The organism is Amycolatopsis iheyensis (assembly GCF_024703995.1).
Lineage (GTDB): Bacteria > Actinomycetota > Actinomycetes > Mycobacteriales > Pseudonocardiaceae > Amycolatopsis > Amycolatopsis iheyensis.
In genome coordinates this window covers 387,282-412,374 of record NZ_JAMXQV010000004.1, presented here as the reverse complement: position 1 = coordinate 412,374, position 25,093 = coordinate 387,282, and the positions used below count along the sequence as shown (strand labels likewise).

The 25,093-nt window shown below is 71.8% G+C and carries 21 protein-coding genes; 13 read left to right on the top strand and 8 right to left on the bottom strand.

Annotated features, from left to right (window positions below; all coding sequences use genetic code 11):
• The first annotated feature begins 65 nt into the window (after positions 1 to 65).
• The 7 genes from ettA (at position 66) to M8542_RS11655 (ending at position 12,062) form a co-directional block, all read left to right on the top strand.
• Complete coding sequence (gene ettA, locus M8542_RS11685) at positions 66 to 1,742, top strand: energy-dependent translational throttle protein EttA (protein ID WP_257920093.1); 1,677 nt, start codon at positions 66 to 68, stop codon at positions 1,740 to 1,742.
• 16 nt (positions 1,743 to 1,758) lie between these two features.
• A complete protein-coding gene (locus M8542_RS11680) occupies positions 1,759 to 4,443 on the top strand; it encodes a hypothetical protein (RefSeq protein WP_257920092.1) in 2,685 nt (894 codons plus the stop codon).
• 795 nt (positions 4,444 to 5,238) lie between these two features.
• Positions 5,239 to 10,224, top strand: coding sequence for an NAD-glutamate dehydrogenase (locus tag M8542_RS11675; RefSeq protein WP_257920091.1), 4,986 nt, complete (start codon positions 5,239 to 5,241; stop codon positions 10,222 to 10,224).
• Complete coding sequence (locus tag M8542_RS11670) at positions 10,221 to 10,640, top strand: acyl-CoA thioesterase (protein ID WP_257920090.1); 420 nt, start codon at positions 10,221 to 10,223, stop codon at positions 10,638 to 10,640. Before M8542_RS11675 ends, M8542_RS11670 begins: the two co-directional genes overlap by 4 nt.
• A complete protein-coding gene (locus M8542_RS11665) occupies positions 10,633 to 11,268 on the top strand; it encodes a DUF8010 domain-containing protein (protein ID WP_257920089.1) in 636 nt (211 codons plus the stop codon). The genes M8542_RS11670 and M8542_RS11665 overlap by 8 nt, the downstream gene beginning before the upstream one ends.
• A gap of 52 nt (positions 11,269 to 11,320) precedes the next feature.
• Positions 11,321 to 11,569, top strand: coding sequence for a hypothetical protein (locus M8542_RS11660; RefSeq protein WP_257920088.1), 249 nt, complete (start codon positions 11,321 to 11,323; stop codon positions 11,567 to 11,569).
• Between the two features lie 52 nt (positions 11,570 to 11,621).
• On the top strand, positions 11,622 to 12,062 hold the full coding sequence (locus M8542_RS11655) for a hypothetical protein (protein WP_257920087.1): 441 nt from the start codon (positions 11,622 to 11,624) through the stop codon (positions 12,060 to 12,062).
• Here M8542_RS11655 and M8542_RS11650 read toward each other — a convergent pair.
• The 3 genes from M8542_RS11650 to M8542_RS11640 form a co-directional block, all read right to left on the bottom strand.
• Positions 12,059 to 13,609, bottom strand: coding sequence for a glycoside hydrolase family 13 protein (locus M8542_RS11650; RefSeq protein ID WP_257920086.1), 1,551 nt, complete (start codon positions 13,607 to 13,609; stop codon positions 12,059 to 12,061). The two genes, M8542_RS11655 and M8542_RS11650, sit on opposite strands and share 4 nt — an antisense overlap.
• The gene (locus M8542_RS11645) at positions 13,606 to 13,989 is read right to left on the bottom strand and encodes a globin (RefSeq protein WP_247025035.1); all 384 of its coding nucleotides are present in this window, start codon (positions 13,987 to 13,989) and stop codon (positions 13,606 to 13,608) included. The genes M8542_RS11650 and M8542_RS11645 overlap by 4 nt, the downstream gene beginning before the upstream one ends.
• Before the next feature lie 144 nt (positions 13,990 to 14,133).
• The gene (locus M8542_RS11640; protein WP_257920084.1) at positions 14,134 to 15,114 is read right to left on the bottom strand and encodes a mechanosensitive ion channel family protein; all 981 of its coding nucleotides are present in this window, start codon (positions 15,112 to 15,114) and stop codon (positions 14,134 to 14,136) included.
• Positions 15,115 to 15,471: 357 nt separating this feature from the next.
• Between M8542_RS11640 and M8542_RS11635 the strand changes: the two genes are divergently transcribed.
• Positions 15,472 to 15,969, top strand: coding sequence for an HNH endonuclease (locus tag M8542_RS11635; protein WP_308210256.1), 498 nt, complete (start codon positions 15,472 to 15,474; stop codon positions 15,967 to 15,969).
• A 484-nt stretch (positions 15,970 to 16,453) separates the two neighbouring features.
• Here M8542_RS11635 and M8542_RS11630 read toward each other — a convergent pair whose 3' ends face one another.
• Positions 16,454 to 16,651, bottom strand: coding sequence for a hypothetical protein (locus M8542_RS11630; protein ID WP_257920082.1), 198 nt, complete (start codon positions 16,649 to 16,651; stop codon positions 16,454 to 16,456).
• 416 nt (positions 16,652 to 17,067) lie between these two features.
• On the opposite strand from M8542_RS11630, the gene ctaJ reads away from it, so the two are divergent.
• Positions 17,068 to 17,322: an aa3-type cytochrome oxidase subunit CtaJ gene (gene ctaJ / locus M8542_RS11625; protein ID WP_257920081.1), complete on the top strand. Its 255-nt coding sequence runs from the start codon at positions 17,068 to 17,070 to the stop codon at positions 17,320 to 17,322.
• Positions 17,309 to 17,797 (top strand): DUF5130 family protein, encoded by a 489-nt coding sequence (locus M8542_RS11620; RefSeq protein WP_257920080.1) that lies wholly within the window; start codon positions 17,309 to 17,311, stop codon positions 17,795 to 17,797. The genes ctaJ and M8542_RS11620 overlap by 14 nt, the downstream gene beginning before the upstream one ends.
• 129 nt (positions 17,798 to 17,926) lie before the next feature.
• On the opposite strand, the gene pepN is transcribed toward M8542_RS11620, so the two are convergent.
• Complete coding sequence (pepN, locus tag M8542_RS11615) at positions 17,927 to 20,494, bottom strand: aminopeptidase N (protein ID WP_257920193.1); 2,568 nt, start codon at positions 20,492 to 20,494, stop codon at positions 17,927 to 17,929.
• Positions 20,495 to 20,656: 162 nt separating this feature from the next.
• Between pepN and M8542_RS11610 the strand changes: the two genes are divergently transcribed.
• Positions 20,657 to 21,277: a mycothiol-dependent nitroreductase Rv2466c family protein gene (locus tag M8542_RS11610; protein ID WP_257920079.1), complete on the top strand. Its 621-nt coding sequence runs from the start codon at positions 20,657 to 20,659 to the stop codon at positions 21,275 to 21,277.
• 37 nt (positions 21,278 to 21,314) lie between these two features.
• Here M8542_RS11610 and M8542_RS11605 read toward each other — a convergent pair whose 3' ends face one another.
• Together M8542_RS11605 and M8542_RS11600 are read right to left on the bottom strand one after the other, a co-directional pair.
• A complete protein-coding gene (locus M8542_RS11605) occupies positions 21,315 to 22,124 on the bottom strand; it encodes an MBL fold metallo-hydrolase (RefSeq protein ID WP_257920078.1) in 810 nt (269 codons plus the stop codon).
• A complete protein-coding gene (locus M8542_RS11600; RefSeq protein WP_257920077.1) occupies positions 22,121 to 22,843 on the bottom strand; it encodes a 2-phosphosulfolactate phosphatase in 723 nt (240 codons plus the stop codon). The genes M8542_RS11605 and M8542_RS11600 overlap by 4 nt, the downstream gene beginning before the upstream one ends.
• 45 nt (positions 22,844 to 22,888) lie before the next feature.
• Here M8542_RS11600 and M8542_RS11595 point away from each other — a divergent pair, with 45 nt between their 5' ends.
• Both M8542_RS11595 and M8542_RS11590 read left to right on the top strand, forming a co-directional pair.
• Entirely contained in the window at positions 22,889 to 23,362 is a 474-nt protein-coding gene (locus M8542_RS11595) for a ribose-5-phosphate isomerase (protein WP_257920076.1), read from the top strand.
• A complete protein-coding gene (locus M8542_RS11590; protein ID WP_257920075.1) occupies positions 23,362 to 24,171 on the top strand; it encodes an Fpg/Nei family DNA glycosylase in 810 nt (269 codons plus the stop codon). The genes M8542_RS11595 and M8542_RS11590 overlap by 1 nt, the downstream gene beginning before the upstream one ends.
• On the opposite strand, the gene M8542_RS11585 is transcribed toward M8542_RS11590, so the two are convergent.
• Positions 24,159 to 25,076: a helix-turn-helix transcriptional regulator gene (locus M8542_RS11585; RefSeq protein WP_257920074.1), complete on the bottom strand. Its 918-nt coding sequence runs from the start codon at positions 25,074 to 25,076 to the stop codon at positions 24,159 to 24,161. The genes M8542_RS11590 and M8542_RS11585 overlap by 13 nt on opposite strands.
• Positions 25,077 to 25,093: the final 17 nt, after the last annotated feature.

The window sequence follows — 25,093 nt, the reverse complement described above, 5'->3', positions numbered from 1 at the left end:
GACTTTCGGTAGTCCGACGGTGACCGGCGTCGAGTCGCGATCAGGAGCGCTCTACGATCGTCGGTATGGCCGAGTTCATCTACACCATGAAGAAGGTGCGCAAGACCGTCGGGGACAAGGTCATCCTCGACGACGTCAGCACCGCGTTCTACCCCGGCGCCAAGATCGGCGTGGTGGGGCCGAACGGCGCCGGTAAGTCCACCGTGCTCAAGATCATGGCGGGGATCGAGCAGGCCAGCAACGGCGAAGCGTTCCTCCAGCCGGGCGCGAGCGTGGGCATCCTCATGCAGGAGCCGGAGCTCACCGAGGACAAGACCGTCCGGCAGAACGTCGAAGAAGGCCTGGGCGAGGTCAAGGTCAAGCTCGACCGGTACAACGAGGTCCTCAAGCTCATGGAGACCGAGTACACCGAAGAGCTGATGGAGGAGATGGGGCAGCTCCAGGAGGACCTGGACCACGCCGACGCCTGGGAGCTCGACTCGACCGTCGAGCAGGCCATGGACGCACTGCGCTGCCCGCCGCCGGACGAAGGCGTCTCGCACCTCTCCGGTGGTGAGCGTCGCCGCGTCGCGCTGTGCAAGCTGCTGCTGTCGGCGCCCGACCTGCTGCTGCTCGACGAGCCCACCAACCACCTGGACGCCGAGAGTGTCCTGTGGCTGGAGCAGTTCCTGGCCCGCTACGCCGGCGCTGTCCTCGCCGTCACCCACGACCGGTACTTCCTCGACAACGTGGCCCAGTGGATCATGGAGCTGGACCGCGGCCGCGTCGTCGGCTACGAGGGCAATTACTCGACGTACCTGGAGAAGAAGCGCGAGCGCCTCGAGGTCCAGGGCAAGAAGGACGCGAAGCTCGCCAAGCGCCTGAAGGCCGAGCTCGAGTGGGTCCGGTCGAACGCCAAGGCCCGCCAGACGAAGTCCCGGTCGCGGCTGGACCGCTACGAGGAGATGGCGGCGGAGGCGGACAAGCACCGCAAGCTCGACTTCGAAGAGATCCAGATCCCGCCGGGCCCGCGGCTGGGCAACGTCGTGGTCGAGGTCGAGAAGCTGCAGAAGGGCTTCGACGGCCGCGTGCTCATCGACGGACTGTCGTTCGACCTGCCGCGCAACGGCATCGTCGGCGTCATCGGCCCGAACGGCGTCGGCAAGACCACGCTGTTCAAGACCATCGTCGGGCTCGAGGAGCCGGACGGCGGCGAGGTCAAGATCGGCGAGACGGTCAAACTGTCCTATGTGGACCAGAATCGCGGCGGCATCGACCCGAAGAAGACCGTCTGGCAGGTCGTTTCCGACGAGCTGGACTACATCCACGTCGGCCAGACCGAGATGCCGTCGCGGGCGTACGTCAGCGCGTTCGGCTTCAAGGGCCCGGACCAGCAGAAGCCGGCGGGCGTGCTCTCCGGTGGTGAGCGCAACCGGCTCAACCTGGCCCTGACGCTCAAGCTGGGCGGGAACCTGATCCTGCTCGACGAGCCGACGAACGACCTGGACGTCGAGACCCTGGGCTCGCTGGAGAACGCGCTCGAGCAGTTCCCCGGCTGCGCGGTGGTCATCTCGCACGACCGGTGGTTCCTCGACCGGGTCGCGACGCACATCCTGGCCTGGGAGGGCACGGACGAAGATCCGGCCAAGTGGTTCTGGTTCGAGGGCAACTTCGAGGGGTACGAGAAGAACAAGGTGGAGCGGATGGGCGCCGAGGCCGCCCGCCCGCACCGTGTCACCCACCGCAAGCTGACCCGCGACTGAGGGGGCGGGTTTCCCCGTGGAAGCCAGCAAAGCGCACCGGAGCGGCCCGCTCTCTCCGGAGAGCGGGCGCTCCGGCCATGCGGGGGGAACCCTCTCCGCAGTCGGCCGGCTCATCGAGCGCGCGGACGCACTGCACCTGCGGGCGCCCGAGCTCGCGCTGGTTCTCGGTGAGCGGGCGGCCGCGCTGTCCGAAGCCGCCGGGGTCGACGAGCAGTGGATCCGGGCCGAAAGCCTGGTCGTCTCCGCGCGCGTCCGGCTCGGCGAACGGCCGGCCACGGTCGCGCGGGCCGTCGCCGCGTTGCGTGCGGCCGAACACGCCGGCTACGGCGACATCGCCGCGCGGCTGCGGATCGATCTCGCCGTCTGCGCCCGCAGCCTCGGCGTGCCGCTGACCGGGCTCGCGGCGCTGCGGCCGGTGCTCACCGACCCGGTCGTGTCGCCGGTGCACCGCGCCGCCGCGTTGTGCCACCTGGTCGGCTGCCTCGGGTTGCTGGGCCGCAAGGCCGAGCTGGACCGGGTGCTGGTCGAGGCGGACAAGCTCGTCCTCGGCGACGAGTCCCTCGGCGCGGACACCCAGCTGCTGGTACGGGCGCTGCTGCGCGTCGGCACGGCGTCGCACCGCCGCCGGCACGGGGACCTGACCGCGGCGGCCGACGCCGCGCGCACGGGTCTGGGGTTCCTGGAGAAGCTGGACAACCCGGCCGACGACGGCGGGCTCGTCCGGATCAGGCTGGTGCTGCTGCTGGTGAGCACGCTCCTCGACCGCGGCGACGCGGAGATGGCGTACGAGATCGCGGAGCCGTTGCTGGCCGAGCCGGTGCGCGCGGCGGGCGTCGCGCCGATGGGCTGGCTACGGCTGGCCGTGGCAACGCGCATCCATTTGCCGGCGGGCTCCGGCGAAGCGGCGATCGAGCTGGTGCGCGAAGCGGTGGCGAGCACGGATCGCCACGGGATGTCGGCGGTCACCGCCCGGCTGTGGTTGGAGCTGGCGCAGCTGCAGGAACGGTTCGGGCAGGCGGAGGAGGCCATCGCGTGCCTGTACCGCTCGCGCGCGGCGGAGCAGCTGCACGCCCGCGCCCGGCGGCAGGCGTGCAACGTGCTGGCCGGCGAGTTCGGCACGGGCGAGCCGGCGTCCATAGATCTGGACGAGGTCCTGAAGGCGGTCCCGGCCCGCCCGGTCCCGGTGGCGGCGGCCGAGCCGGTCACGGCACCGGCGCCGGCGTGGTCGTTCGGCCGCGAGGAGCAGCCACGGCAGCTGGGCTGGTCGTTCGAGCGCGCCCGGGTGACGGCGGACGCGGCGGAGACGACGTTGCTGCCGGCGGTCCGTGACGAGCCCGCGGGTCGGCCGGAGCCGATCGAGGTGCGTGCGTCGCGTCCGGAGGCGGCGTTGTCGGCGGAGCCGGTGGACGTGCGGTCGGCACCGTTGGAGCGGCCTGCCGGGGGGCGGCCGTCGTTCGAGCGGCGTGGCGAGGCTGAGGTGCCGTCGGCGGGACGTCGGCGGCAGCCGGAGCCGATCGAGGTGCGGTCGGCGCCGGTTGAGCGTCGTGCTGATGTTGAGGTGCGGTCGGGGCCGGTTGAGCGGCGTGCGGATGCTGAGGTGCGGTCGGGGCCGGTCGAGCGGCGTGCGGATGCTGAGGTGCCGGTGGGACGGCGTGCGGATGCCGGCGAGAGGCGATCTCCGGAGCTGCTGGGCGAGCCGATCGAGGTGCGCTCGGCACCGGTTGACCGCCGCGCGGAGACCGCCGAGGTACCGCGGCGGTCGCCGGAGCCGGCGGAGTCGAGCCATGCGCGGTCGAGTTCGGTGGATCGGCGTGGCGATGAGGCTGAGGTGCGGTCGCGGGAGGCGACTGAGCCGAGCCACGGGCGGTCCGGTCCGTCGGCCGAGCCGATCTACGCTCGCTCGACCTCCGCGGACCGCCCTGCCGATGAGCAGCCGGCGGAGCCCGAGTTCCGGCCGGACTTCGTCGAGGTTCGATCCGCGCCGGAGCCCGCGGAAGCCGAGCCCGCGAAGACCAAGTTCTCGTGGGCCGCCCTGGCGGAATCCCGCCTGCGCGAGACGGCCGCCGAGCGCGAGTCGGCGCCCGCTCGGATCACGCCCGCCTTGCCGTTGGCTCCTGAGCCCGCCGCCGAGCGGGAGTCGTGGGAGCCCGAGCCCCGACGTGAGCCGCAGCCCTCCACCCGGCACGACGCCGAGCACGGTTCGGTCGCCGCGCGGTCGGTGCTGGACCGGCTGGGCATCTCGTCGTCGGGTGGTGGTGCCAGCGGTGGCCGTCGCCGGGCGGAGGACGCCGAGGTCCGTGCGGAGGAGCCGCGGCCCGAGCCCGAGCTCGCCCCGCCGCCGCGCCCCGAGGACGAACCGCCCTCGGTGCCGGACTACCGCGACGAAGCCGAGCCGTGGCTGCCGCGGCTGCGGATGCCGCCGTCCCTGGAGCCGATGGAGGACTTCGGCCACTGGACGCCGGCGACGGCCCCGTTCCCGGAGAGCTACGCCCGCGCGATCGCGGAGGACGAGCCCCCACCGGACGCCGGCCTCGCCGACCTCCTCGCCCGCGCCCTGGCCGAACACCAGGCAGGCACGGCCAGCGCGGCCGCCCTGGTGAAGCAGCTGGGCTCCGGCGAACCGAGCCGCCGCAACGGCCACGGCCGCAACGGCCACGGCGCCGAAGTCTCGGAGTCCCGCCGCCACAGCTCCGGCGACTGACCCCGCCCGCGAAGCCGGGCGCCGTAGCTCAGCCGACCTGCCGCGCTCGGCCGCCGGCGCCTGCGACGAGGTCGGGGTGCCGCAGCTCGGCTGACCCGCTCCCGCCTGGTGGTCCCGCACGGTCGCCGCCGCCCGCGACAAGCCGGGGACCCGCGGCTCAGCCGACCCGCGCCGCCCGCGCAAGCGCCGCGCCGCGAGGGCCTGCCAGCGTCTCGCGCGACCGCGCCGGCCCGCCCACCGCGAGGGCCGCCCGGAGCGCCGCGCCCCACAGCACCCCGGATGTCCTGAACGCCCCTTTCCGGACACCCCTGCCAAGACCGCGCCGGGAGCAACCCCCACGACCCGCGCCGAGAAGCGACCAAAAGCCCCGGACTTCACCCCGACCCAGCCCGAAACCACCGCCCACCGCCCCACCCGGCACCGACCCAGCGCCGAACCACCCCTATCCGTCGCCGACCGACCGCGACCCCCACCCCGGCGAATCCGGCCGCCGAGCGAGGTCGCCGACCGGCCGTGAAGCTTCGGCGAACGGGCGAAAGCCCGATCAACTGAACCGATCACGTTGCTGCCACGAGCGACAGCCCGCACCGAGCGAGGCTGGTCAGCGCCTCCCACACCACGAAAACCCAACCCGTCAGTAGCTTGACCGATCACGCGAATCCGCTGCCCCGGAAGGGATTCCGGGCCGCAGGGTCTTCATGTGTTCCCCGGCCCCGGCGCATTAGTGTGGGGATGGTCCGGCCCAACGAAGAGCCGGCACGGTGCCACCTCACGCATACTGGAGAGTTGTCTCGAATGAGCTCGACCGGAGTCTCGTCCCCACCCGGAACCGGAGCCGAAACCGAACCCGAGTTCGGTCAGCGTTCCCCGGCCAGCCCGGAACAGATCAGGGACGACCTGATCGACGCCGCCGCCGGGCTGGCGCCGGAGATCGGGGAGCTGATCCGGCTCTACTACCGGCACATCCCGGCCGAAGAGATCGTCGGTGACGAGCCCGTCAACCTCGTCGGCGCCGTCCGCTCGCACCTGCAGCTGGCCAAGCACCGGATGCCCGGCCGCCCGGCCGTGCGGCTGCTGAACCCCACCGTCGCCGAAGACGGGTGGGCGCGCGAGGCCACCGTCGTGCAGGTCGTCACCGACGACATGCCCTACCTCGTCGACTCGATCGCCGCCGAGTTCGCCCGCGACGGCGTGCAGGTGCAGCGGATCGTCCACCCGATCGTCGTGGTCAGCCGCGACCTGACCGGCGAGCTGCAGGAAGTCCACCCCGAGGCCGACCCGGCCGAGCCGCCCGCGAACTCGGCCGCCGAGTCGTGGATGTACATCGAGATCGACTTCGTCACCGACCCGAACCGCGCCCGCGAGCTCGACAACCGGCTCTCCAGCGTGCTGGGCGACGTCCGCGAGGTCGTCGAGGACGCCGAGAAGATGGCCCAGACGGCCTGCCAGCTCGCGAGCGAACTCGAGACCGCCCCGCCGAACCTGCCGCAGGCCGAGGTCGCCGAAGGCGCCCGGTTGCTGCGCTGGCTGGCCGACGACCACTTCACGTTCCTCGGCTACCGGCGCTACGAGCTGGTCGACAACCCGCACCCGGACACCGACGAGCCCGCCCTGCGCGCGGTCCTCGCCTCCGGCCTCGGCGTGCTCCGCCAGGACAGCCTGGCCGCCCGCGGTCTCACCGCCGGCCCGGACACCGCCGCCACCGCGCTCGCGCCGTCGCTGCTGGTGCTCACCCAGGCGAGCGCGCCCTCGACCGTGCACCGCCCGGTCTACCCGTACTACGTCGGCGTGAAGACCTTCGACGCCGAAGGCAACGTCACCGGCGAACACCGCTTCCTCGGCATGTTCACCACCACCGCGCTGCACGAGAACGTGCTCGACATCCCGGTGGTGTGCAAGCGCGTCCGCGAGGTCATCCACCGCGCCGGGTTCCCGATGGAGTCCTTCTCCGGCCAGCGGATGCTCGAGGTGCTGCAGAACTGGCCGCGCGCGGACCTGTTCTCGGCCGACACCGACTCCCTCTACGCGACGACGACCGGCGCGATCACGCTGTCGGACCGCCGCCGGCTGCGGCTGTTCCTGCGCCGCGACCCGTACGGCCGCTTCTACTCCTGCCTCGTCTACCTCCCGCAGGACCGCTACACGACGCGGTCGCGGCTGGCCATGCAGGAGGTCCTGCTCGAAGAGCTCGAAGGCACCCAGCTCGAGTACAGCGCCCGGATCGGGGAGACCGTGCTGGCACAGGTGCACTTCATGGTGCACACCGACCCGTCGCGGCGGCTGGAGCCCGACACGCAGCGGATCCAGGAGCGGCTCAACACCGCGGTCCGCAGCTGGGACGACCGGATGGTCGAGGCGGTGCTCGACGAGCGCCGTGAGCGCTCGGACGGCGGTGTCGCGGTCGGGATCGTCGGCGAGGAGTCGGCGACCGAACAGGGCCAGCGCTTCGCGATGGTGTTCCCCGAGGGCTACAAGGAGGACTTCTCGGCCGCGGAGGCCCTGGCCGACCTGCGTGCCCTCGACTCGCTGACCGACGAGGGCGACCTCGCGCTGTCGTTCTACCTGCCCGAGGACGCCGAACCCGGCGAGCGCCGGTTCAAGCTGTACCTGCGCGGCGAAGGCGTGACGCTGTCGAAGGTCCTGCCGGTGCTGCAGGCGATGGGCGTCGAGGTGGTCGACGAGCGGCCGTACGAGCTGCACCGCGAGGACGGCGGCGCGTGCTGGATCTATGACTTCGGCCTGCGCATCGACCAGAAGGTGATGGCCAAGCCGGACGCCGAGGGCATCGTCGAGCTGCGCGACCGCTTCCAGGACGCCTTCGAGGCCGCCTGGCGGGGCGACGCCGAGGTGGACGGCCTCAACGGGCTGGTCCTGCGGGCCGGGCTCACCTGGCGCCAGGCCGCCGTGCTGCGTGCGTACTCGCGGTACCTGCGCCAGGCCGGCAGCGCGTTCTCCCAGGAGTACGTCCAGAACACGCTGCTGAACCACACCCAGGTCGCGACGAAGCTGCTGCGCCTGTTCGAGGCCCGCTTCGACCCGCAGCTGGGCGACACCGACCGCGAAGCCGCCACCGAGGCGCTGGCGAGCGAGCTGAACGCGATGATCGACGAGGTCACCAGCCTCGACGAGGACCGCATCCTGCGTCGCCTGATGGCCGTCATCCGCGCCACGCTGCGGACGAACTACCACGTCACCGACGCCGACGGGAACCCGAAGACGTACCTGGCGATCAAGCTCGACCCCAGTGGCGTGCCCAACCTGCCCGAACCGCGGCCGCGGTTCGAGATCTTCGTGTACTCGCCGCGCGTCGAGGGCGTGCACCTGCGCTTCGGCGAGGTCGCGCGCGGTGGCCTGCGCTGGTCGGACCGGCGCGAGGACTTCCGCACCGAGATCCTCGGCCTGGTCAAGGCGCAGGCGGTGAAGAACGCCGTGATCGTGCCGGTCGGCGCGAAGGGCGGCTTCGTCGTCAAGCGCCCGCCGGTCCCGACCGGCGACGCGGGCATCGACCGCGACGCCCAGCTCAACGAGGGCATCGCCTGCTACCGGATGTTCATCTCCGGCCTGCTCGACCTGACCGACAACCGGATCGAGGGCAAGACCGTGCCCGCGCCGGGCGTCGTCCGGCACGACGCCGACGACTCGTACCTGGTCGTCGCGGCCGACAAGGGCACCGCGAAGTTCTCCGACATCGCCAACGAAATGTCGGCGAAGTACGGGTTCTGGCTCGGCGACGCCTTCGCCTCCGGCGGCTCGGTCGGCTACGACCACAAGGCCATGGGCATCACGGCGAAGGGTGCGTGGGAGAGCGTCAAGCGGCACTTCCGCGAGCTGGGCAAGGACACCCAGACCGAGGACTTCACCGTCGTCGGCATCGGCGACATGATGGGTGACGTCTTCGGCAACGGCATGCTGCTCTCCGAGCACATCCGGCTGGTCGCCGCGTTCAACCACATGCACGTGTTCCTCGACCCGAACCCGGATGCCGCAGCAACATTCGCCGAACGCCGCCGGCTGTTCGACCTCCCGCGCAGCTCGTGGGACGACTACGACCGGTCGCTGATCAGCGAAGGCGGCGGGATCTACCCACGCTCGGCGAAGTCGATCCCGATCAGCCCGCAGGTGCGCGAAGCACTCGGCCTCGACGCGAACGTCCAGGCGCTGGCGCCGATGGACCTGATCCAGGCGATCCTGCTGGCCCCGGTCGAGCTGCTGTGGAACGGCGGCATCGGCACCTACGTCAAGGCGGAGTCCGAGACGCACGCCGCGGCCGGCGACAAGGCCAACGACGCCATCCGCGTCGACGGCAAGCAGCTGCGCGTCAAGGTGTTCGGCGAAGGCGGCAACCTCGGCCTGACCCAGCTGGGCCGGATCGAGTTCGCGCGGGGCGGCGGCAAGATCAACACCGACGCCCTCGACAACTCGGCCGGCGTCGACTGCTCCGACCACGAGGTCAACATCAAGATCCTGCTCGATCACCTGGTGACCACCGGGAAGCTCGAGGAGGCCCAGCGCAACGACCTGCTCGCGGAGATGACCGACGAGGTCGGCGCGCTCGTGCTCGACGACAACTACCGGCAGAACGCCGTCCTCGGTGTCAGCCGGGCGCACGCCGCGCCGATGCTGTCGGTGCACGCGCGCCAGGTCCAGGCGCTGGTGGCCGCCGGCGCCTTCGACCGCAAGCTCGAAGCGCTGCCGAGCAACAGCGAGTTCCGCGAGCTGGAGAAGGCGGGCAAGGGCCTCACCTCACCGGAGCTCGCGACCCTGCTCGCGCACGTCAAGCTGGAGCTGAAGGACGAGCTGCTGGCCAGCGACCTGCCCGATTCGAAGGTCTTCGCCGGCCGGCTGTCCGAGTACTTCCCGAAGCCGCTGCGCGAGCGGTTCGCCGACGCGATCGGCGAGCACCCGCTGCGCCGCCAGATCATCACCACGATGATCGCCAACGAGGTGGTCGACGGCGGTGGCATCTCCTTCGTCTACCGGCTGATGGAGGAGATGAGCGCGACGGCGACCGACGCCGTCCGCGCGTACGCGGTGGTCACGCGGGTGTTCGACCTGCCCGCCCTGTGGGCCGAGATCGACGCGCTCGACAACGTCGTGCACACCGACGTCGCCGACGCGATGGTGCTGGAGACGCGGCGGCTGCTCGACCGGGCCGCACGCTGGTTCCTCACGAACCGGCCGCAGCCGCTGGCGCCGCTGTCGGAGATCCAGCGCTTCGGGCGGGTGCTCGGCGACCTGGTGCCGAAGATCGGCGACCTGCTGCGCGGCCGCGAGGCGGAGTCGGTGCAGAAGCACGTCGACGAGCTGATCGCCGCGAACGTGCCCGAAGGGCTGGCCCGCCGGGTGTCGCTGCTGCTGCACACCTACGGCCTGCTCGACGTCACCGAGGTGGCCGAGCTCGCCGAGCAGCAGATCGGCGTGGACGCGACGCACAGCCCGGCCGAGACCGCGGAGCTGTACTACGCGCTGTCGGACCACCTGGACGTCGACAAGATGCTGACCGAGATCAGCGCGCTCGAACGCGGCAACCGCTGGCACGCCCTCGCCCGGCTTTCGCTGCGCGACGACGTCTACGGGTCGCTGCGGGCGATCACGCTGGACGCGTTGCGGCACAGCGATCCCGGGTCGTCCGGCGACGCCAAGATCGCGCAGTGGGAGACGACGAACGCTTCGCGGCTGCAGCGGGCCCGCGTCGCGCTGGACGAGATCACCAAGTCCGGCCGGCTCGACCTCGCGACGCTGTCGGTGGCGGCCCGGCAGATCCGGAGCACGGTGCGGTGACCTACGTATCGCAGGTCCGTCCGCGCTGGACGGACATGGACGTCTACGGCCACATCAACCACGCGAAGATGGTGACGCTGCTCGAAGAGGCGCGGATCCCGTTGCTGTTCAAGGGCGCCGTCGAAGCCGGGCTCGACCAGCTGCCCAAGGGCATCGTCGTGGTCAAGCTCGAGGTGGCCTACAAGGCGCCGATCGTGGTGTCGGGGCAGCAGCTGCGGGTGGACATCGACCTGACGGAACTGCGGGCGGCGAGCTTCACGCTGGCCTACCGCGTCCACACCGGCCCGGCCGCGGACGACCCGGTGGCGGTCACGGCGGAGACGGTGCTGGCGCCGTACGACACGGTCGCGTTGCGGCCGCGTAGGCTCAGCCCGCCCGAGTCGGAGTTTCTGAAGCAGGGGTTCGCGGATGCCTGAGTTGTTCGTGCCGGACGCGGCGGACCGGGAGACCCTCGGTGCGTTCGTCGCCCGTGCGGTCCGCCTGGACGGCGCCACGGCGGTGCGGCTGCGGCAGCGCGGAGACGGCGTGGTCGAGGCCTGGACGGCGACGCCGTTCGAGTGCTTCGCGACGCGCGCGGTGGCCGGCGACGTCACCCCCGGCGACGTCACGGTGTCCGGCAACGAGCTGCTGGCGGCGCTGACCGTCGCGGGCGGCCCGAAGATGGACCCGGGCCCGGCCCGCGACCTGCTGTGGCACGGCGAGCTGCCGCCGTCGGGCCGCTGGCCGCTGGTCGACGAGCTGCCGGCGCGGGTCGTCGCGGAGCTCGCGGACCGGGGCGTGACGCTGGCCAGGGACAACGCCGGCCCGCACGGCAACCCGCCCGCGTCGCTGATGGACCAGGCGGTGCTGACCGTGTCCGGCGAAGCGACCGAGGTCAAGGTGCAGATGCGCTGCCTGTTCGCGATGTCCGGCATGGGGTTCGTGGATTCGGACCTGACCGGCGACGTCGTCCGCGTGTCGGCGACGGACTCGTGGCTGCGCCTCGACGCGCGTTACGGCGCGATCGTGCGGCGCCGGCACGCGCTGCTGCCGCTGCTGTTCTGACGGATTCCTTACGGGTGCCACCGTTCCCCCGGAGCGGTGGCACCCTGGAGTCATGCCCCCGGAAGACGATCCCACCGCGGAGTTCCTCGATGGCGTGCGCGCCGAGGAGACGCCGTGGCGGCGTGAGCGTCCGCCGGGGGAGCAGGCGCCGGAGCGCGCCGAGCGTCCTGAGAGGTGGGGCCGCGCGCGAGCGGCGGGCCGGGCGGCCGCCCAAGCCGCGCCCTACCTCCAGGCCGCGGCGCTCGTGGCCTGGCTGGCCAGTGGCGCGTTCGACGACGGCTCGGGTGACCAGAGCGGTTGACAGTCGCGTGATCGATTGGTTACAGTCCGCGCCTTCCCGGAAGGTGAGCCAGTTGATCAAGTTCCCGGCGTTCACCGTGACCGTGACCCGTGAAGCCGGCGTCTGGACCGCCGCGGTCGTCGACGACCTCGACGGCGTCACCGGTGCGTTCAAGGAGTTCGGCGACGTCGACGCCGGCATGCGCAAGATCGTCGCGAACCTGACCGGCCTCCCATCCGAGCGGTTCTACCTCCGGTGGCGCTACGAGTTCGACGACGCGGACGCGACCGACCTCGTCCGGCAGTACCAGGAGGCGGACCGGATCGCCGAAGAGGTGGCGCGGTGGCGGGAAGGGGTCCGCGCCCGCCTGATCGCCACGCTCAACGGCCAGCTCCCGCAACGCGCGATCGCCGACCTGGTCGGGCTTTCGCACCAGCGCGTCAACCAGATCGCGCGCGGGGCCGTACCCGAGGCGGCCGAAGTCGTCCGGCCCGGCCGCTGGGTGCCGAGCTAAACCAGCCAGGCGGCCGCGTCCGCCGGCAGCTTCCCGTCGACCAGCGGGCTGCTGGACAACAGCACCTCACCCGGCGGCAACGCGATCGGCGAGGCGGAGGTGTTCAACGCGCACACGAGCCCGCCGCCCTTGCGCCGGAACGCGAAGCAGCCCGCCGGCGCGCCGTACCACTCCAGCTCGTCGCCGCCGAACGCGTCGTGCGTCTTGCGCAGCTCGATCGCCTGGCGGTACAGGGAAAGCGTCGAGTCCTCGTCCTCGATCTGCTTCTCCACCGTCGACCCGGCCCACTCGGCCGGCATCGGCAGCCACGTGCGCGGGTTGCGCGAGAACCCGAACGGCGGCAGGTCGCCCTCCCACGGCAGCGGCACCCGCGAAACGTCCCGGCCGAACTCGGCGCCGCTCGTCTTCGCGCGCGGGTCGGCCATCTCCGCGACCGGGATGTCCACGTTGGCCAGGCCCAGCTCTTCGCCGTTGTACAGGTACACCGCGCCGGGCAGCGCCAGCTCGACCAGCGCCATCGCCCGCGCCCGCCGCACGCCGACGGCCCCGCCGCCGTAGCGGCTGACCTGCCGCCAGACGTCGTGGTTGCCCAGCGTCCACGTCGCCGGCGCCCCGGTGCGCGCCGGCACGGCCAGGGACCGCTCGATGGCCGTGCGCATCGCGTCGGCGTCGAAGTGGGTCAGCACCAGCCGGAAGTTGAACGCCAGGTGCAGCTCGTCGGGCCGCAGGTACCGCGAGAGGCGTTCCTCGTCGGTCACCCAGATCTCGCCGACGGCCATCGCGTCCGGGAACTCGTCGAGCACCTTGCGGATCATCTGGTGGATCTCGTGGACGCCGTCGTGGTCCCAGCGCGGGTCGTAGTAGTGGCTCGGCCCGAGCGCGTCGGCGCGCGGGTCCATGTCCGGCAGGCCGGGTGGCTTGGCCATGCCGTGCGCGACGTCGATGCGGAAGCCGTCGACCCCGCGTTCGAGCCAGAACCGCAGCGTGCGCTCCAGGTCCGCGGCGACCTCGGGGTTGGTCCAGTTCAGGTCCGGCTGCTGCGGGGCGAACAGGTGCAGGTACCACTGCCCGTCCGGCACGCGGGTCCAGGCCGGGCCGCCGAACGCGCTGACCCAGTTGTTCGGCGGGTCCTCGCCCTTCGGGCCGACGCCGTCGCGGAAGATGTAGCGGTCGCGCTCGGGGCTGCCCGGCGTGGCCGCCATCGCCGACTTGAACCAGGCGTGCTGGTTGCTGGTGTGGTTCGGGACGACGTCGACGGTGACCTTGATGTTGCGCTTGTGCGCCTCGGTCAGCAGGACGTCGAAGTCGCCGAGGGTGCCGAACATCGGGTCGACGTCGCGCGGGTCGGCGATGTCGTAGCCGTGGTCGGCCATCGGGGACTTGTAGAACGGCGTCAGCCACAGCGCGTCCACGCCCAGCAGCTCGAGGTAACCGAGCCTGGAGTGGATGCCCTCCAGGTCTCCGACGCCGTCACCGTCCGAATCGGCGAACGAGCGCACGTAGACCTGGTAGAAGACGGCGTCCTGCCACCAGGCGTCCTGTCTCATACGAAGCTGTTCATCATGCTGTGCGCCGCCATCTCCAGGTACGCCCAGAGCTGACCGCGGTACGGCTCTTCCAGGTTCTCCTCGTCGACGGCGATCCGGATGCAGCGCAGCCAGGCGTCGCGCTCGATCGGCCCGATCTTGAACGGCGCGTGCCGCATCCGCAGCCGCGGGTGCCCGCGCTGGTCGGAGTAGGTGTGCGGGCCGCCCCAGTACTGCATGAGGAACAGCCGGAAGCGCTCTTCGGCCGGGCCGAGGTCCTCCTCCGGGTAGAGCGGGCGGAGGATCTCGTCGCGCGCGACCTCTTCGTAGAACCGGCCGACGATGCGGCGGAACGTCGGTTCGCCGCCGACCGCTTCGTAGAGGTTCGCCGGTTCGCTCACTGCAGACACGCCTTCCATTTTGCCCTTCCGGTGCGGGTTCCCGACGCCCGGTCCCGTCTCTGCGCCGAAGGTCGCCGACCCGTTCCCCAGCGTAACGACGCGGCCCGGTCCGTGAGCGGTCTCACGTCCCGGGCCGCGCCCCGGTCACTTCTCGACCGTCACGGTCGAAGTGGGGAACAGCCGCCCCAGCGGCGGGTCGAAACCGGCCTCTTCCAGCGCCGCGAGCAGCTGCGCCCGCAGCGCGCGCTGGACCGCCCACTGCTTGCCCGGGCGCACCTTGACGGTCAGGCGCAGCTGGATGCCCTCGGGGGTGACGCTTTCCACACCGAGCATCTCGGGCGGCTCCAGGACGTTCGCCTTGAGCGTCTCGCTCTCGGTCGCGGTGGCGGCCGCTTCGCCGAGGACGGTGGTCGCGCGCTCGACGTCGGCGGTGTAGCCGAGGGGGACGTCGACGACCGCGACCGCGAAGCCCTGGCTCGAGTTGCCGACGCGCAGCACCTCGCCGTTGCGGACGTACCAGACGGTGCCCTTGAGGTCGCGCAGCGTGGTGATCCGCAGGCCGACGGCCTCGACGGTGCCGGTCGCCTCGCCGATGTCGACGATGTCGCCGACGCCGTACTGGTCCTCGACCATCATGAAGATGCCGGACAGGAAGTCCTTGACGAGGTTCTGCGCGCCGAACCCGATCGCGACGCCGATGATGCCGGCCGAAGCGATGATCGGGCCCAGGTTGATGCCCAGTTCGCCCAGCACGAGGATGAACGCCAGGCCGTAGATCAGGAACGTCGACATCGACTTGAGCACCGAGCCGATGGTCTGCGCGCGCTGGCGGCGGCGTTCGATCACGGCCGAGCCGAGCACCTCGGGGGCGCGTTCACGCAGGGGGCGCAGCAGCGCCGGGAGCTTGCCGCTGCCTCTGGGGAGCGTCGTGACGCGGTTGATCAGCCGCTTGACCAGCAGCCGGATCACGAACGCGATCACGATGATCATCAGGATCTTGAGCGGCTTGGTGAGCAGCCAGTTCGCCGAGCCGGCCAACCACTCGTTCTTCGTGACGTTGTAGACCTGCGCACACCAGGTGCTGGCGTCCCTGATGCACGGGGTGTCGGTGAGCGAGGGGAGCACGGGGTTCGATCATCCTTCCGATCCGGTCGGTTTCGCCAACTTCGAGTGGATGTTGGGTCGCGCGGATGTGACACGTCATGTAACACACGTGCGCTGGGGGCCTGTTCTGTGGTCGACTATGCCTACGCCCCTGGAGGTGGTCGAGTGCCAGACCGACAACCCAGCCCCCGCGGCGTCTCCGGCCAAGCCACGGCCGATGAGACGCCAGAGGTGGTCCTGCGCGCCTTTCCGGGGGGTTCCGCATCCGGCGGAGCCGTCCCGGCCGGGCCGGGGAACCGCCCAGGGGGAGTTACCCGCCCGCCCGGTCAGCGTAGTAGAGGCCGGGACCCGGCAGCCCCGGCCTGGGGCCGGCGCCGGGTGCTCCTGCTCAACGCCACGTTCGAGCCGCTGACCGCGCTGCCGTTGCGCCGCGCGGTCGTGCTGGTGATGTGTGGCAAGGCCGAAGTGGTGCACGGCGATCCCGGCGGCATCGAGCTGCACGCCGCGACGGTGTCGCTGCCCGTGCCCTCGGTGATCCGGCTCAGCACGTACGTGCGGGTGCCCTACCGGGCCAAGGTGCCGCTCACCCGAGCCGGGCTGATGCACCGCGACCGGTACCGCTGCGCCTACTGCGGAGGGCGGGCGGAAACGATCGACCACGTCGTCCCGCGCAGCCGGGGCGGGCCCCACAGCTGGACCAACTGCGTCGCCTGCTGCGCCAAGTGCAACCACCGCAAAGCGGACCGGATGCTCGCGGAGATCGGCTGGAAGCTGCGGGTGGTCCCCCGAGCCCCGCACGGCCCGCACTGGCGGCTGCTGGCGCACTCCAAGGAAGCCGACCCGCTCTGGCGGCCTTACCTGGGCTCGGCCGCTTAGCTGCGTCGGCGGGCTCTTGGGCCTGGTGCGGCGCTGGCCGGCTGGTGGCGCCGGGCTGCCTTGTGGTGGCCGGGTGGCGGAGCTTCGGCTCGCGCTGGGCGGCTGGTGGCGCCCGCCTGGCCTGCGGCCGGGCTGGCGGGAGCTTGATTCGGCTTTGCCTGAGGGCTGCGTCCAGGTCCGGACTTGTCGGCGCCGGGCGGCGGTGATGCTCCGCGGCGATGGTCCGGCTCGTGCTGGCCGGCTGGTGGTGCCCGGCTGCCCCGCGGCCGGCCTGGCTCCGCTTTGCCCGCGCTGCCCCCTGCGCTCAAGCACGCCCGCACACGTCAGCACCCAGGCAACTCACCCCGGCTCCACGCACCGGCCCCACACCGCTCCCCAGCACCCGACCGGCCCCGGACATGCCGGCGCCCCGGCTGCCTTGCGGCGGCCGGGGCGAGCCGGGTGCTTGCGCGTGTTCAGGTAGCGCGGCCCTGGAGTACGACGGTCAGGCAGCCAGCGCGTAGTCGCTCTGGAACGTGACGCGCGTGCCCCGGGTGACCCGGGTGCCCATGGTGACCCGCGTGCCGCGCGTGACCCGCGTGCCCATCGTGACTCGCGTGCCCCTGGTGACCCGGGTTCCGCGGGTGACCCGCGTGCCCATCGTCACCCGGGTGCCGCGGGTGACGCGGGTGCCCGCCGTCACGCGTGTACCGCGAGTGACGCGTGTACCCCGGGTAACCCTTGTGCCCATCGTCACACGTGTTCCGGGCACGAATTCGATGTCGCTGGGTGACGAGATGGTCTCGGTGATCGCCTGTGCGGGGGTGTCGACGCTGTTCATGGCGGGGCCTCCTGGGACCGGTGCGTTACCTGCTGGGGCTGGGGAGCGGGGCGCAAGGCCCGTACAGGTGAAAAAGCTACGAGGATTTCAAGGCAACGACAAGACGACAGCGGCGGGTGCGGCCGCCTGTACGTTGAGTTGCAACCTTTCGGCCCGACGGTCTTCGCCCCAACGTTCCAGTGGCCGCGAGCCAAGCGGCGGACGGCACTCGGCTTACGACGAACGGTCGAGTGCGCCGCGCGCGGTGGCCGCGGAGGTCATCCGATACCCTCAGCGGCGTGAACGTTGTCGAGACGATCGTGGTCTTCGCCGTGATCCCGCTGGCCATCTACGGTCTCGCCGGGCTGCTGACGCTCCGGCGCAGGACCGCCGGCGCCCCGCGGTACCGGTCCGGCCAGGCCTGGGACTACCCGGCCATGTGGTGGAGCGCCAACCCCGAAGGGGTCGGCGAGGGGCACCGGCACGCCGGCGCCGAGAACAGCGCGCCCGAGGGCGCCCCGACCGCGTCGGGAGGCGCTCGTGGCAACTGGTGAGCTGACGAAGCCGGTCGATGAGTCCGAGCTGGCCTACGGCGAGGTCATCACGAGCAGCGGCCGCCGGTCGGCGGCCAAGATGTACGAGCCCGAAGCGCCGACGAGCCCGTTCACGACCCGCCAGCTGGCGCGCCTGGACGAGGCGCTGACGTTCGCGAGCCGCGAGACCGGCCTGGACTTCAGCTTGTACCTGGGCGAGCTGGGCACGGACAGCCGGGCGGCGGCGGAGAAGCTGCACGCGACGACGTCGAACCCGGCGAACGCGGTCCTGGTGGCGGTGTCCCCTGGCGAGCGCCTGATCGAGATCGTCACGGGCAAGGCGGCGTACGTCCGCCTCCCGGACCGCGGCGCCAAGCTGGCGGTGGCGAGCATGGTGGCGTCCTTCAAGGAGGGCGACCTCGTCCGCGGGCTGGTCAACGGCCTGGTGAACGCGCTGCGCATGCTGTCCGACCAGGCGGGCCCCGCGCCCCGCTGACACAGACACGCGAAGGGCCCCGCACCTCGACGAGGTGCGGGGCCCTTTCACATCCGGCGCCGGTCTGAAGCGCCCCAATGTGGCGTTGGTTGCGTCCAACGCACCGAACGCCACATTGGGGCGCTTGGCTCAGGCCTGCGCGTCGAAGTCCCGCGCGGCGAGGGCCCGCACGATCCCGGCGCGCCCCTCCGAAACCAGCCGCCGCAACGCCTGGGAGTGCTCGCCGGCCAGCCACCCGTCCGACGCCGTCACCGTCTCCGGGCCCACCGCCCACGACGGGTACAGCCCGATCGCGATCGGCTGCGCGCGCTCACTGGACCGGCGCGCCCACACCTCGTCGATCACCTCGAAGTACTTCTCGACGTACGACCCGAGCAGCGCCTTCTGGCCCGGGTGCGAGAAGCCCGAGATGAGCGAGTCGGACACCGCGTTCGGCAGCTCGTCGTCGTACACCGCGCGCTGCCACGCGTCCGCCTTGGCCTCCGCCGTCGGGCGCAACGCGCGGGCGCGCTCCGCCTGGCGGCGGCCCGTCGCGGTGTTGTCGCGGGCCAGCTCGGCGTCGATCTCCGCCGTGTCCGCCTTGCCGTGCGCCACCAGCGCGTGGAGCAGGCGCCAGCGCAGGTCCGTGTCGACCGAGAGCCCCGGCAGCGGCGCCGATCCGTCGAGCCAGCCGGCCAGCACCGACAACGTCGCCGCGTCCAGCACCGACCCGGAGAGGGAGTTGACGAACGCCAGCTGGTGGTCGGAACCCGCCTCGGCGCCGCGGGCCAGCTCCAGCAGCCGGGCGGTGAACGCCGGCCAGCCGCGCGCGGCCGCCCACTCCTGCTCGGCGTAGGAGTTCAGCGCGGTCTGGGCCTGCAGCAGCAGCCGCTGGACGACGCCGACCTCGCTCTCGGTGTGGATGCCGCGCTGCACCAGCGTGACGAAGTCGCGAGCCTTCAGCTCGGCCTCGCGCGTCATCTCCCACGCCGCCGACCAGCACAGCGTGCGCGGCAGCGGCTCGGTGATGTCGGCCACGCGGTCGATCAGCGTCGTCAGCGACGCCGGGTCGAGGCGCATCGTGCAGTAGGTCAGGTCGTCGTCGTTGACCAGCACGAGCTTGCCCGCGGGCCGGCCGACCAGGTCGGGCACCTCGGTGCGCTCGCCGTCGACGTCCAGCTCGACGCGCTGGGTCCGGACGATCTTGCCGGAGCCGTCCTCGTCGTAGATCCCGACGGCGACGCGGTGCGTGCGCAGCTCACCGGCGCCCGGCTTGGCCCCGGACTGCACGACGGCGAACGAGGCGAACGTCCCGTCCGCGCCGACCTCGTAGCGCGGGCTCAGCGAGTTGAGCCCGGTCGTCTCCAGCCACTGCGCGCTCCACCACGACAGGTCGCGCCCGGACGCCTCTTCCAGCGCGCCCAGCAGGTCGGCCAGCGTGGCGTTGCCCCAGGCGTGCTTGCCGAAGTACACCTTCAGGCCGTCGAGGAAGTGCTCCAGCCCGACGTAGGCGACGAGCTGCTTGAGCACGCTCGCGCCCTTGGCGTAGGTGATGCCGTCGAAGTTCACCTCGACCGCGTGCAGGTCGACGATGTCGGCCGCGATCGGGTGCGTCGAGGGCAGCTGGTCCTGCCGGTAGGCCCACGACTTCTCGATGTTCGCGAAGCTGGTCCACGCGTTCTTGTACTCGGTGGCCTCGGCCTGGGCCAGGACGCTCGCGAAGGTCGCGAACGACTCGTTCAGCCACAGGTCGTCCCACCAGCGCATGGTGACCAGGTCGCCGAACCACATGTGCGCCATCTCGTGCAGCAGCGTCTCGGCGCGCCGCTCGTAGGCGTAGCGGGTGACGCGGCTGCGGAAGACGTAGTCCTCCAGGAACGTCACCGCGCCGGCGTTCTCCATCGCGCCCGCGTTGAACTCGGGCACGAACAGCTGGTCGTACTTGGAGAACGGGTAGGGCGTGCCGAAGTTCTCGTGGTAGAAGCCGAAGCCCTGCTTGGTTTCGGTGAAGAGGCGCTCGGCGTCCATGTGCTCGGCCAGCGACGCGCGGCAGTAGAGGCCGAGCGGAATGGTCTTGTGCTCGTCGGTGTACTCGTCACGCCACTCGGCGTACGGCCCGGCGATCAGCGCGACCAGGTAGGTCGAGAGCCGCTCGGACTCCTTGAACACCGTGCGGACGGCGCCTTCGGGCGTCTCCTCGGTGGACTCGGCCATCGTGTTGGAGACGACCTTCCAGTCCTTCGGCGTGATCACGGTGAGCCGGTAGACGGACTTGAGGTCGGGCTGGTCGAAGCAGGCGAACATCCGCTTGGCGTCCGCGGTCTCGAACTGGGTGTACAGGTAGACGCTGTCGTCGACCGGGTCGACGAACCGGTGCAGGCCCTCGCCGGTGTTCATGTACCGGCAGTCGGCGGTCACGGTGAGCTCGTTCGCCTCGGCGAGGCCGTCGAGCTCGATGCCCCTGTCTTCGACGTACGCGCTGACGTCGACGTCCTCGCCGTTCAGGGTGGCCGAGTGCACGCGGTCGGCGACGATGTCGACCCAGGTCCGCTCGCCGGCCTTGGCGCTGGAGAACCGGACGGTCGTCGTCGACGCGAAGGTCTTCTCCCCGGGGCCACCGTGGCCGTCGGTCAGATCGAGCTCGATGTCGTAGCCGGTGACGTCGAGCAGATCCGCGCGCAGCTTGGCTTGGTCGCGGGTCAGGTTGGGGGCGGGCACAGGCACCTCTGGTCGTTGGTATCGGTTTTCAACTCCCCGCATCCAATCATGGGGACGGGGTGCCCGGCGATAAGGGAACAAGCCCGCGCCCCCGGGCGTTGGCGCGCAGTGTGGGGCGCCGCCCGCCCCCGGACCGGACCTGACTTCGCACAGGAGTGCCTGATGACCGCTGCCGAGCAGCCCACGAAGGTGGATTTCTACTTCGACCCGATCTGCCCCTTCGCCTGGATCAGCTCGCGCTGGATCCTCGAGGTGGAGAAGCAGCGCAACCTGGACCTGCGGTTCCGGATCATGAGCCTTTCGGTGCTGAACGAAGGGCGTGACCACCTGCCCGAGCGGTACAAGGAGCTGCTGGCCACGGCCTGGGGCCCGGTGCGCGTGGCGGTGGCGCTCTCGCAGCTCAAGGGCGAGGAGGTGCTGCGCGACTACTACACCGAGTTCGGCACCCGGTACCACAACCAGGGCAACGAAGACCGCGACGCGGTCATCAAGGAAGCGCTGGCCGCGATCGGCGCGCCGGCCGAGCTCTACGAGGCCGCGCACTCCACCGAGTACGACGAGGCGCTGAAGAAGAGCCACCACGAGGGCATGGACCCGGTCGGCATGGACGTCGGCACCCCGACGATCCACATCGACGGCGTCGCGTTCTTCGGCCCGGTGCTCAGCTCGATCCCGCGCGGCGAAGACGCGGTGAAGGTGTTCGACGGCGCCGTCGCGCTGTCGAGCTACCCGGACTTCTTCGAGCTCAAGCGCACCCGCACGGGCGAGCTCAACTTCGACTGACCCGCCGAAGCGTCACTTTCGTAGGGAAAGTGCCGCTTCAGGGGGTGGCGAGGGCGGCCAAGGTGACGTCGCCGGGGTAGCGGGACGCGGCCACGGCGGCGGCCTCGGTCGTCTCGCCGCGTCCCATCGCCGCCTTCAGCGCGATCAGCTCGTGCAGGCCGTGGCGGTGGTAGCGCAGGAAGTCGGCGTCGACCGGGTCGCCGTGGCCCGGCACGACCACCCGCGGCCGCAGCTCGAGGAGCCGGTCGAAGGTGTCCGGCCAGGCGGTCAGGTCCGAATCACCGCTGAAGGAGAACGCGCTGAAGCCGTGTTCGGCGTTCTCGACGACGTCGCCGGCGAAGAGCACGTCGACGTCCGGCACGTGCACGACGGCGTCGTGGTCGGTGTGCGCGCGGCCGGGGTGCAGCAGGACCGCGGTCCGGCCGCCCAGGTCGAGCTCGGCGCGGTCGGTGAACAGGTGGTCGGGCACCACGAACGTGGTGCGCGCGATGGCGTCGGCGGTGTCCGCCTTGCCCTGTTCGCGGTAGTAGGCGATCCACTTGGCCCGGTCGTCCTCCGCGGACTCGGCCAGCTCGGCGCGGCAGCCTTCGTGCGCCCAGACGGCGCAGGGCTGGAACCGCTCGGTGCCCCAGGCGTGGTCGAAGTGGGCGTGCGTGTAGACCACCGACCAGGGCAACGACGTCAGCTCGCGGACCGCCGCGGCGAGCTCGGCGCCCTGGTCGAGGTCGCCTCGGGTGTCGACGACCAGGCAGCGTTCGGCGCCGATGACGAGCCCGACGGTCAGGTCCAGCTCCACGTAGCGCCGCGCGTGCACGCCGTCGGCGACCTCGATCCAGCGTCCGGTCATGCCAGCACTCCTTCACGCATCATCGGGGCAGCATCGCTCACGTCGAGCCGCGCGGCCAGCGTGACGTCGCCTTCGTGCCCCGAACCGGTCAGCTCGCGCCCGGACACGCAGCCCGCCAAGGCCGTGACGTCGACCGACCGGGCGGCGAGCGCGGCTTCGGGCGACAACGACCGGCCGTGCCCGGCCAGGGCGGCGGCGATCGCGCCGGCGCCCATCTGGTCTTCGACGCACGGCCGCAGCGGCCCGAACTCGCCGCCTTCGCCGAAGATGTTCACGCCCCAGCGTTCCCCGGCGGCGACGAGCCCGACCGGCCCGCCCAGCTCGAGAGCCTTCGCGGCGATCGCGGAGGCGTTGCGCAGGCAACCGGCCAGGACGTGGGCGCCGGTCGCCGCGGCGGCGTCGCACAGGGTCGCGCCGTTGGGCGAGGGGAGCGCGAGCAGCGTCCCCGGCGGGATCTCGGTCACCGACGACGGCCGCAGCGTGAACTCGCTCTCACCCGCGACGACGGCCCCGGCCGCCCGCGCGAGCGCGACGCCGCGTTCGTCACGCCATCGCACCGGCAGCACCCGGCCGCCGCGGCCGACCACGAGATCGGTGGTGGTGCTGAAGGAAAGCACGTCGACGACGACCAGGACGGCGCACTCCCGGCCGAGTGCCGCCACGCCTTCGCCGCCCCAGTCGAGGCGGACGTCGTACCCGCTTTGCGCCCAGATGCCCACCCCCGGAGCATGCCCGAAACCGGACCGGGTGGCAGACTCCCAGCCGTGCGTGTCTACTTGGGATCCGACCATGCCGGTTACGAGCTGAAGAACCACCTCGTCGCCCACCTCGAGAAGCAGGGCCACGAGGTCACCGACATCGGTCCGCACGTCTACGACGCGGCCGACGACTACCCGGCGTTCTGCGTCGAGACGGCGTTGCGCGTGGTGGCCGACGAGGGCAGCCGCGGCATCGTGGTCGGCGGCTCCGGCAACGGCGAGCAGATCGCCGCGAACAAGGTGCCCGGCGCGCGGGCCGGCCTGGCGTGGAGCGTCGAGACGGCCAAGCTGTGCCGCGAGCACAACCACGCCCAGCTGATCGGCGTCGGCGCCCGGATGCACACCGCCGAAGAGGCCACCGAGATCGTCGAGGCGTTCCTCGCGACCGAGGTGTCGCCGGAGGAGCGGCACGCGCGCCGCGTCCAGCAGCTGCTGGACTACGAGCGCACCGGGACCCCGCCGGCGCTGCCGGAGGCCTGATGCCCGAGGGGCACACGCTCCACCGGCTCGCGCGGCTGCACAAGCGCCGGTTCGCCGGCGCCCCGGTCGAGGTGAGCAGTCCGCAGGGCCGGTTCGCCGCCGAAGCGTCCCGTTTGGACGGTCAGGTGTTCGTCGGCGCCCAGGCGCACGGCAAGCACCCGTTCCACGACTACGGCGACCACGGCGTGGTGCACATCCACCTGGGCCTGTACGGCACGTTCGGCGAGGCGCCGCTGCCCGCGCCGGAGCCGGTGGGGCAGGTCCGGCTACGGCTGGCCGGCCGGACACATTGGACGGACCTGCGCGGCCCCACCCGGTGCGAGCTGCTTGCCCCGGACCAGGTCGACGCGATCAAGGCGCGGCTGGGGCCGGACCCGCTGCGCCGCGACGCGAAACCCGAGCGGGCGTGGGAGCGCATCTCGCGGTCGAAGACGTCGGTCGCGGCGCTGCTGATGGACCAGGCGGTGCTGGCGGGGGTCGGCAACGTCTACCGCGCCGAGGTGCTGTTCCGCCACGGCATCGCGCCGCTCACGCCGGGCCGCGCGCTGGACCGGGCGGTGTGGGACGACGTCTGGGCCGACCTGGTCGCGTTGATGCGCGACGGCGTCCGCGTCGGCCGGATCGACACGGTCCGCCCCGAGCACCTGCCGGAGGCGATGGGCCGCGCGGCCCGCGTCGACCGCCACGGCGGCGAGGTGTACGTCTACCGGCGTGCGGGGGAGCCGTGCCTGGTCTGCGGGACGCCGGTGGCGAACTCGGAGCTGGTGGGGCGCAACCTCTACTGGTGCCCGACCTGTCAGCCCGCGTAGTGGGCGGCGATCGCCGCGGCGCGGTCGCGTAAGGCGGCGCGCAAGGACGCCGGGGCCAGAGCTTCGGCGTCCTTGCCGAGCTGCCACAACGCCCACTCCGCGTGCCACAGGTCCTGGAACGTCACTTCCAGTTCATCGTTTTCTGCGGCGCGGACCGCCACGGCCGTGCGCACCAGCTGCTCGCGCCGCCGCGGGTGCACCCGGACCAGCGCGGTGAGGTGGCCGTCGGCGAGGAACCGCGCGCAGCGCTCCCGCCAGAGCTGCTCGAGGTCGACTTCTTTCGGCCGCCGGGCCGGTTCGGCTTGTGCTTCGGCGGCCAGCACGCGCGAGAGCCGGTAGGTGCGGTCGGCGCCGTCCCGCGTGGCCAGCAGGTAGTTCCGGTCCCGGACGGTGACCAGGCCGATCGGGTCCACGGTGCGCCACTCGGGTTCCTGGCCGGTGGCCGCGTAGTGGATGCGGAGACGGCGTCCGGCCAGTACCGCGCGCCGGATCTCAGCCATGGCCGGACCGGGGAGTTCTTCGGTGGCTTGTCGGCCGGCGAGCAGGTCGGTGCCGGGATCGACGAGGAAGCGTGCCGCGGCGTCGCTCGCCTCGGGCCGCGCGTCGAGCACCTTGCGCAGGGCCGAAGCGAGCGCCGGGCCCAGGCCGAACGCTCGGCCGGTGAGCAGGGCGAGGGCCTCGTCGTGGGTCAGCCCGGTGAGTTCGGTCCGGAACCCGGGGAGCAGCGCGAAGCCGCCGTGACGCCCGCGTTCGGCGTAGACGGGCACGCCGGCGGTGGACAGCGCGTCGATGTCCCGCAGGACGGTGCGGGTGGAGACCTCCAGCTCGCGGGCGAGCTGCTCGGCGCTCAGCCGGCCGCGTTGCCGGAGCAGCAGCACGAGCGAGACGAGCCGGTCGGCGCGCATGCTCCTGAGCTTAGGCG

Coding starts and splice junctions, on each gene's coding strand:
- M8542_RS11610 (WP_257920079.1), top strand. CDS start 20,657: ATGACCGCTGCCGAGCAGCCCACGAAGGTGGATTTCTACTTCGACCCG.
- M8542_RS11675 (WP_257920091.1), top strand. CDS start 5,239: ATGAGCTCGACCGGAGTCTCGTCCCCACCCGGAACCGGAGCCGAAACC.
- M8542_RS11660 (WP_257920088.1), top strand. CDS start 11,321: ATGCCCCCGGAAGACGATCCCACCGCGGAGTTCCTCGATGGCGTGCGC.
- ettA (WP_257920093.1), top strand. CDS start 66: ATGGCCGAGTTCATCTACACCATGAAGAAGGTGCGCAAGACCGTCGGG.
- M8542_RS11605 (WP_257920078.1), bottom strand. CDS start 22,124: ATGACCGGACGCTGGATCGAGGTCGCCGACGGCGTGCACGCGCGGCGC.
- M8542_RS11650 (WP_257920086.1), bottom strand. CDS start 13,609: ATGAGACAGGACGCCTGGTGGCAGGACGCCGTCTTCTACCAGGTCTAC.
- M8542_RS11665 (WP_257920089.1), top strand. CDS start 10,633: ATGCCTGAGTTGTTCGTGCCGGACGCGGCGGACCGGGAGACCCTCGGT.
- M8542_RS11590 (WP_257920075.1), top strand. CDS start 23,362: ATGCCCGAGGGGCACACGCTCCACCGGCTCGCGCGGCTGCACAAGCGC.
- M8542_RS11585 (WP_257920074.1), bottom strand. CDS start 25,076: ATGCGCGCCGACCGGCTCGTCTCGCTCGTGCTGCTGCTCCGGCAACGC.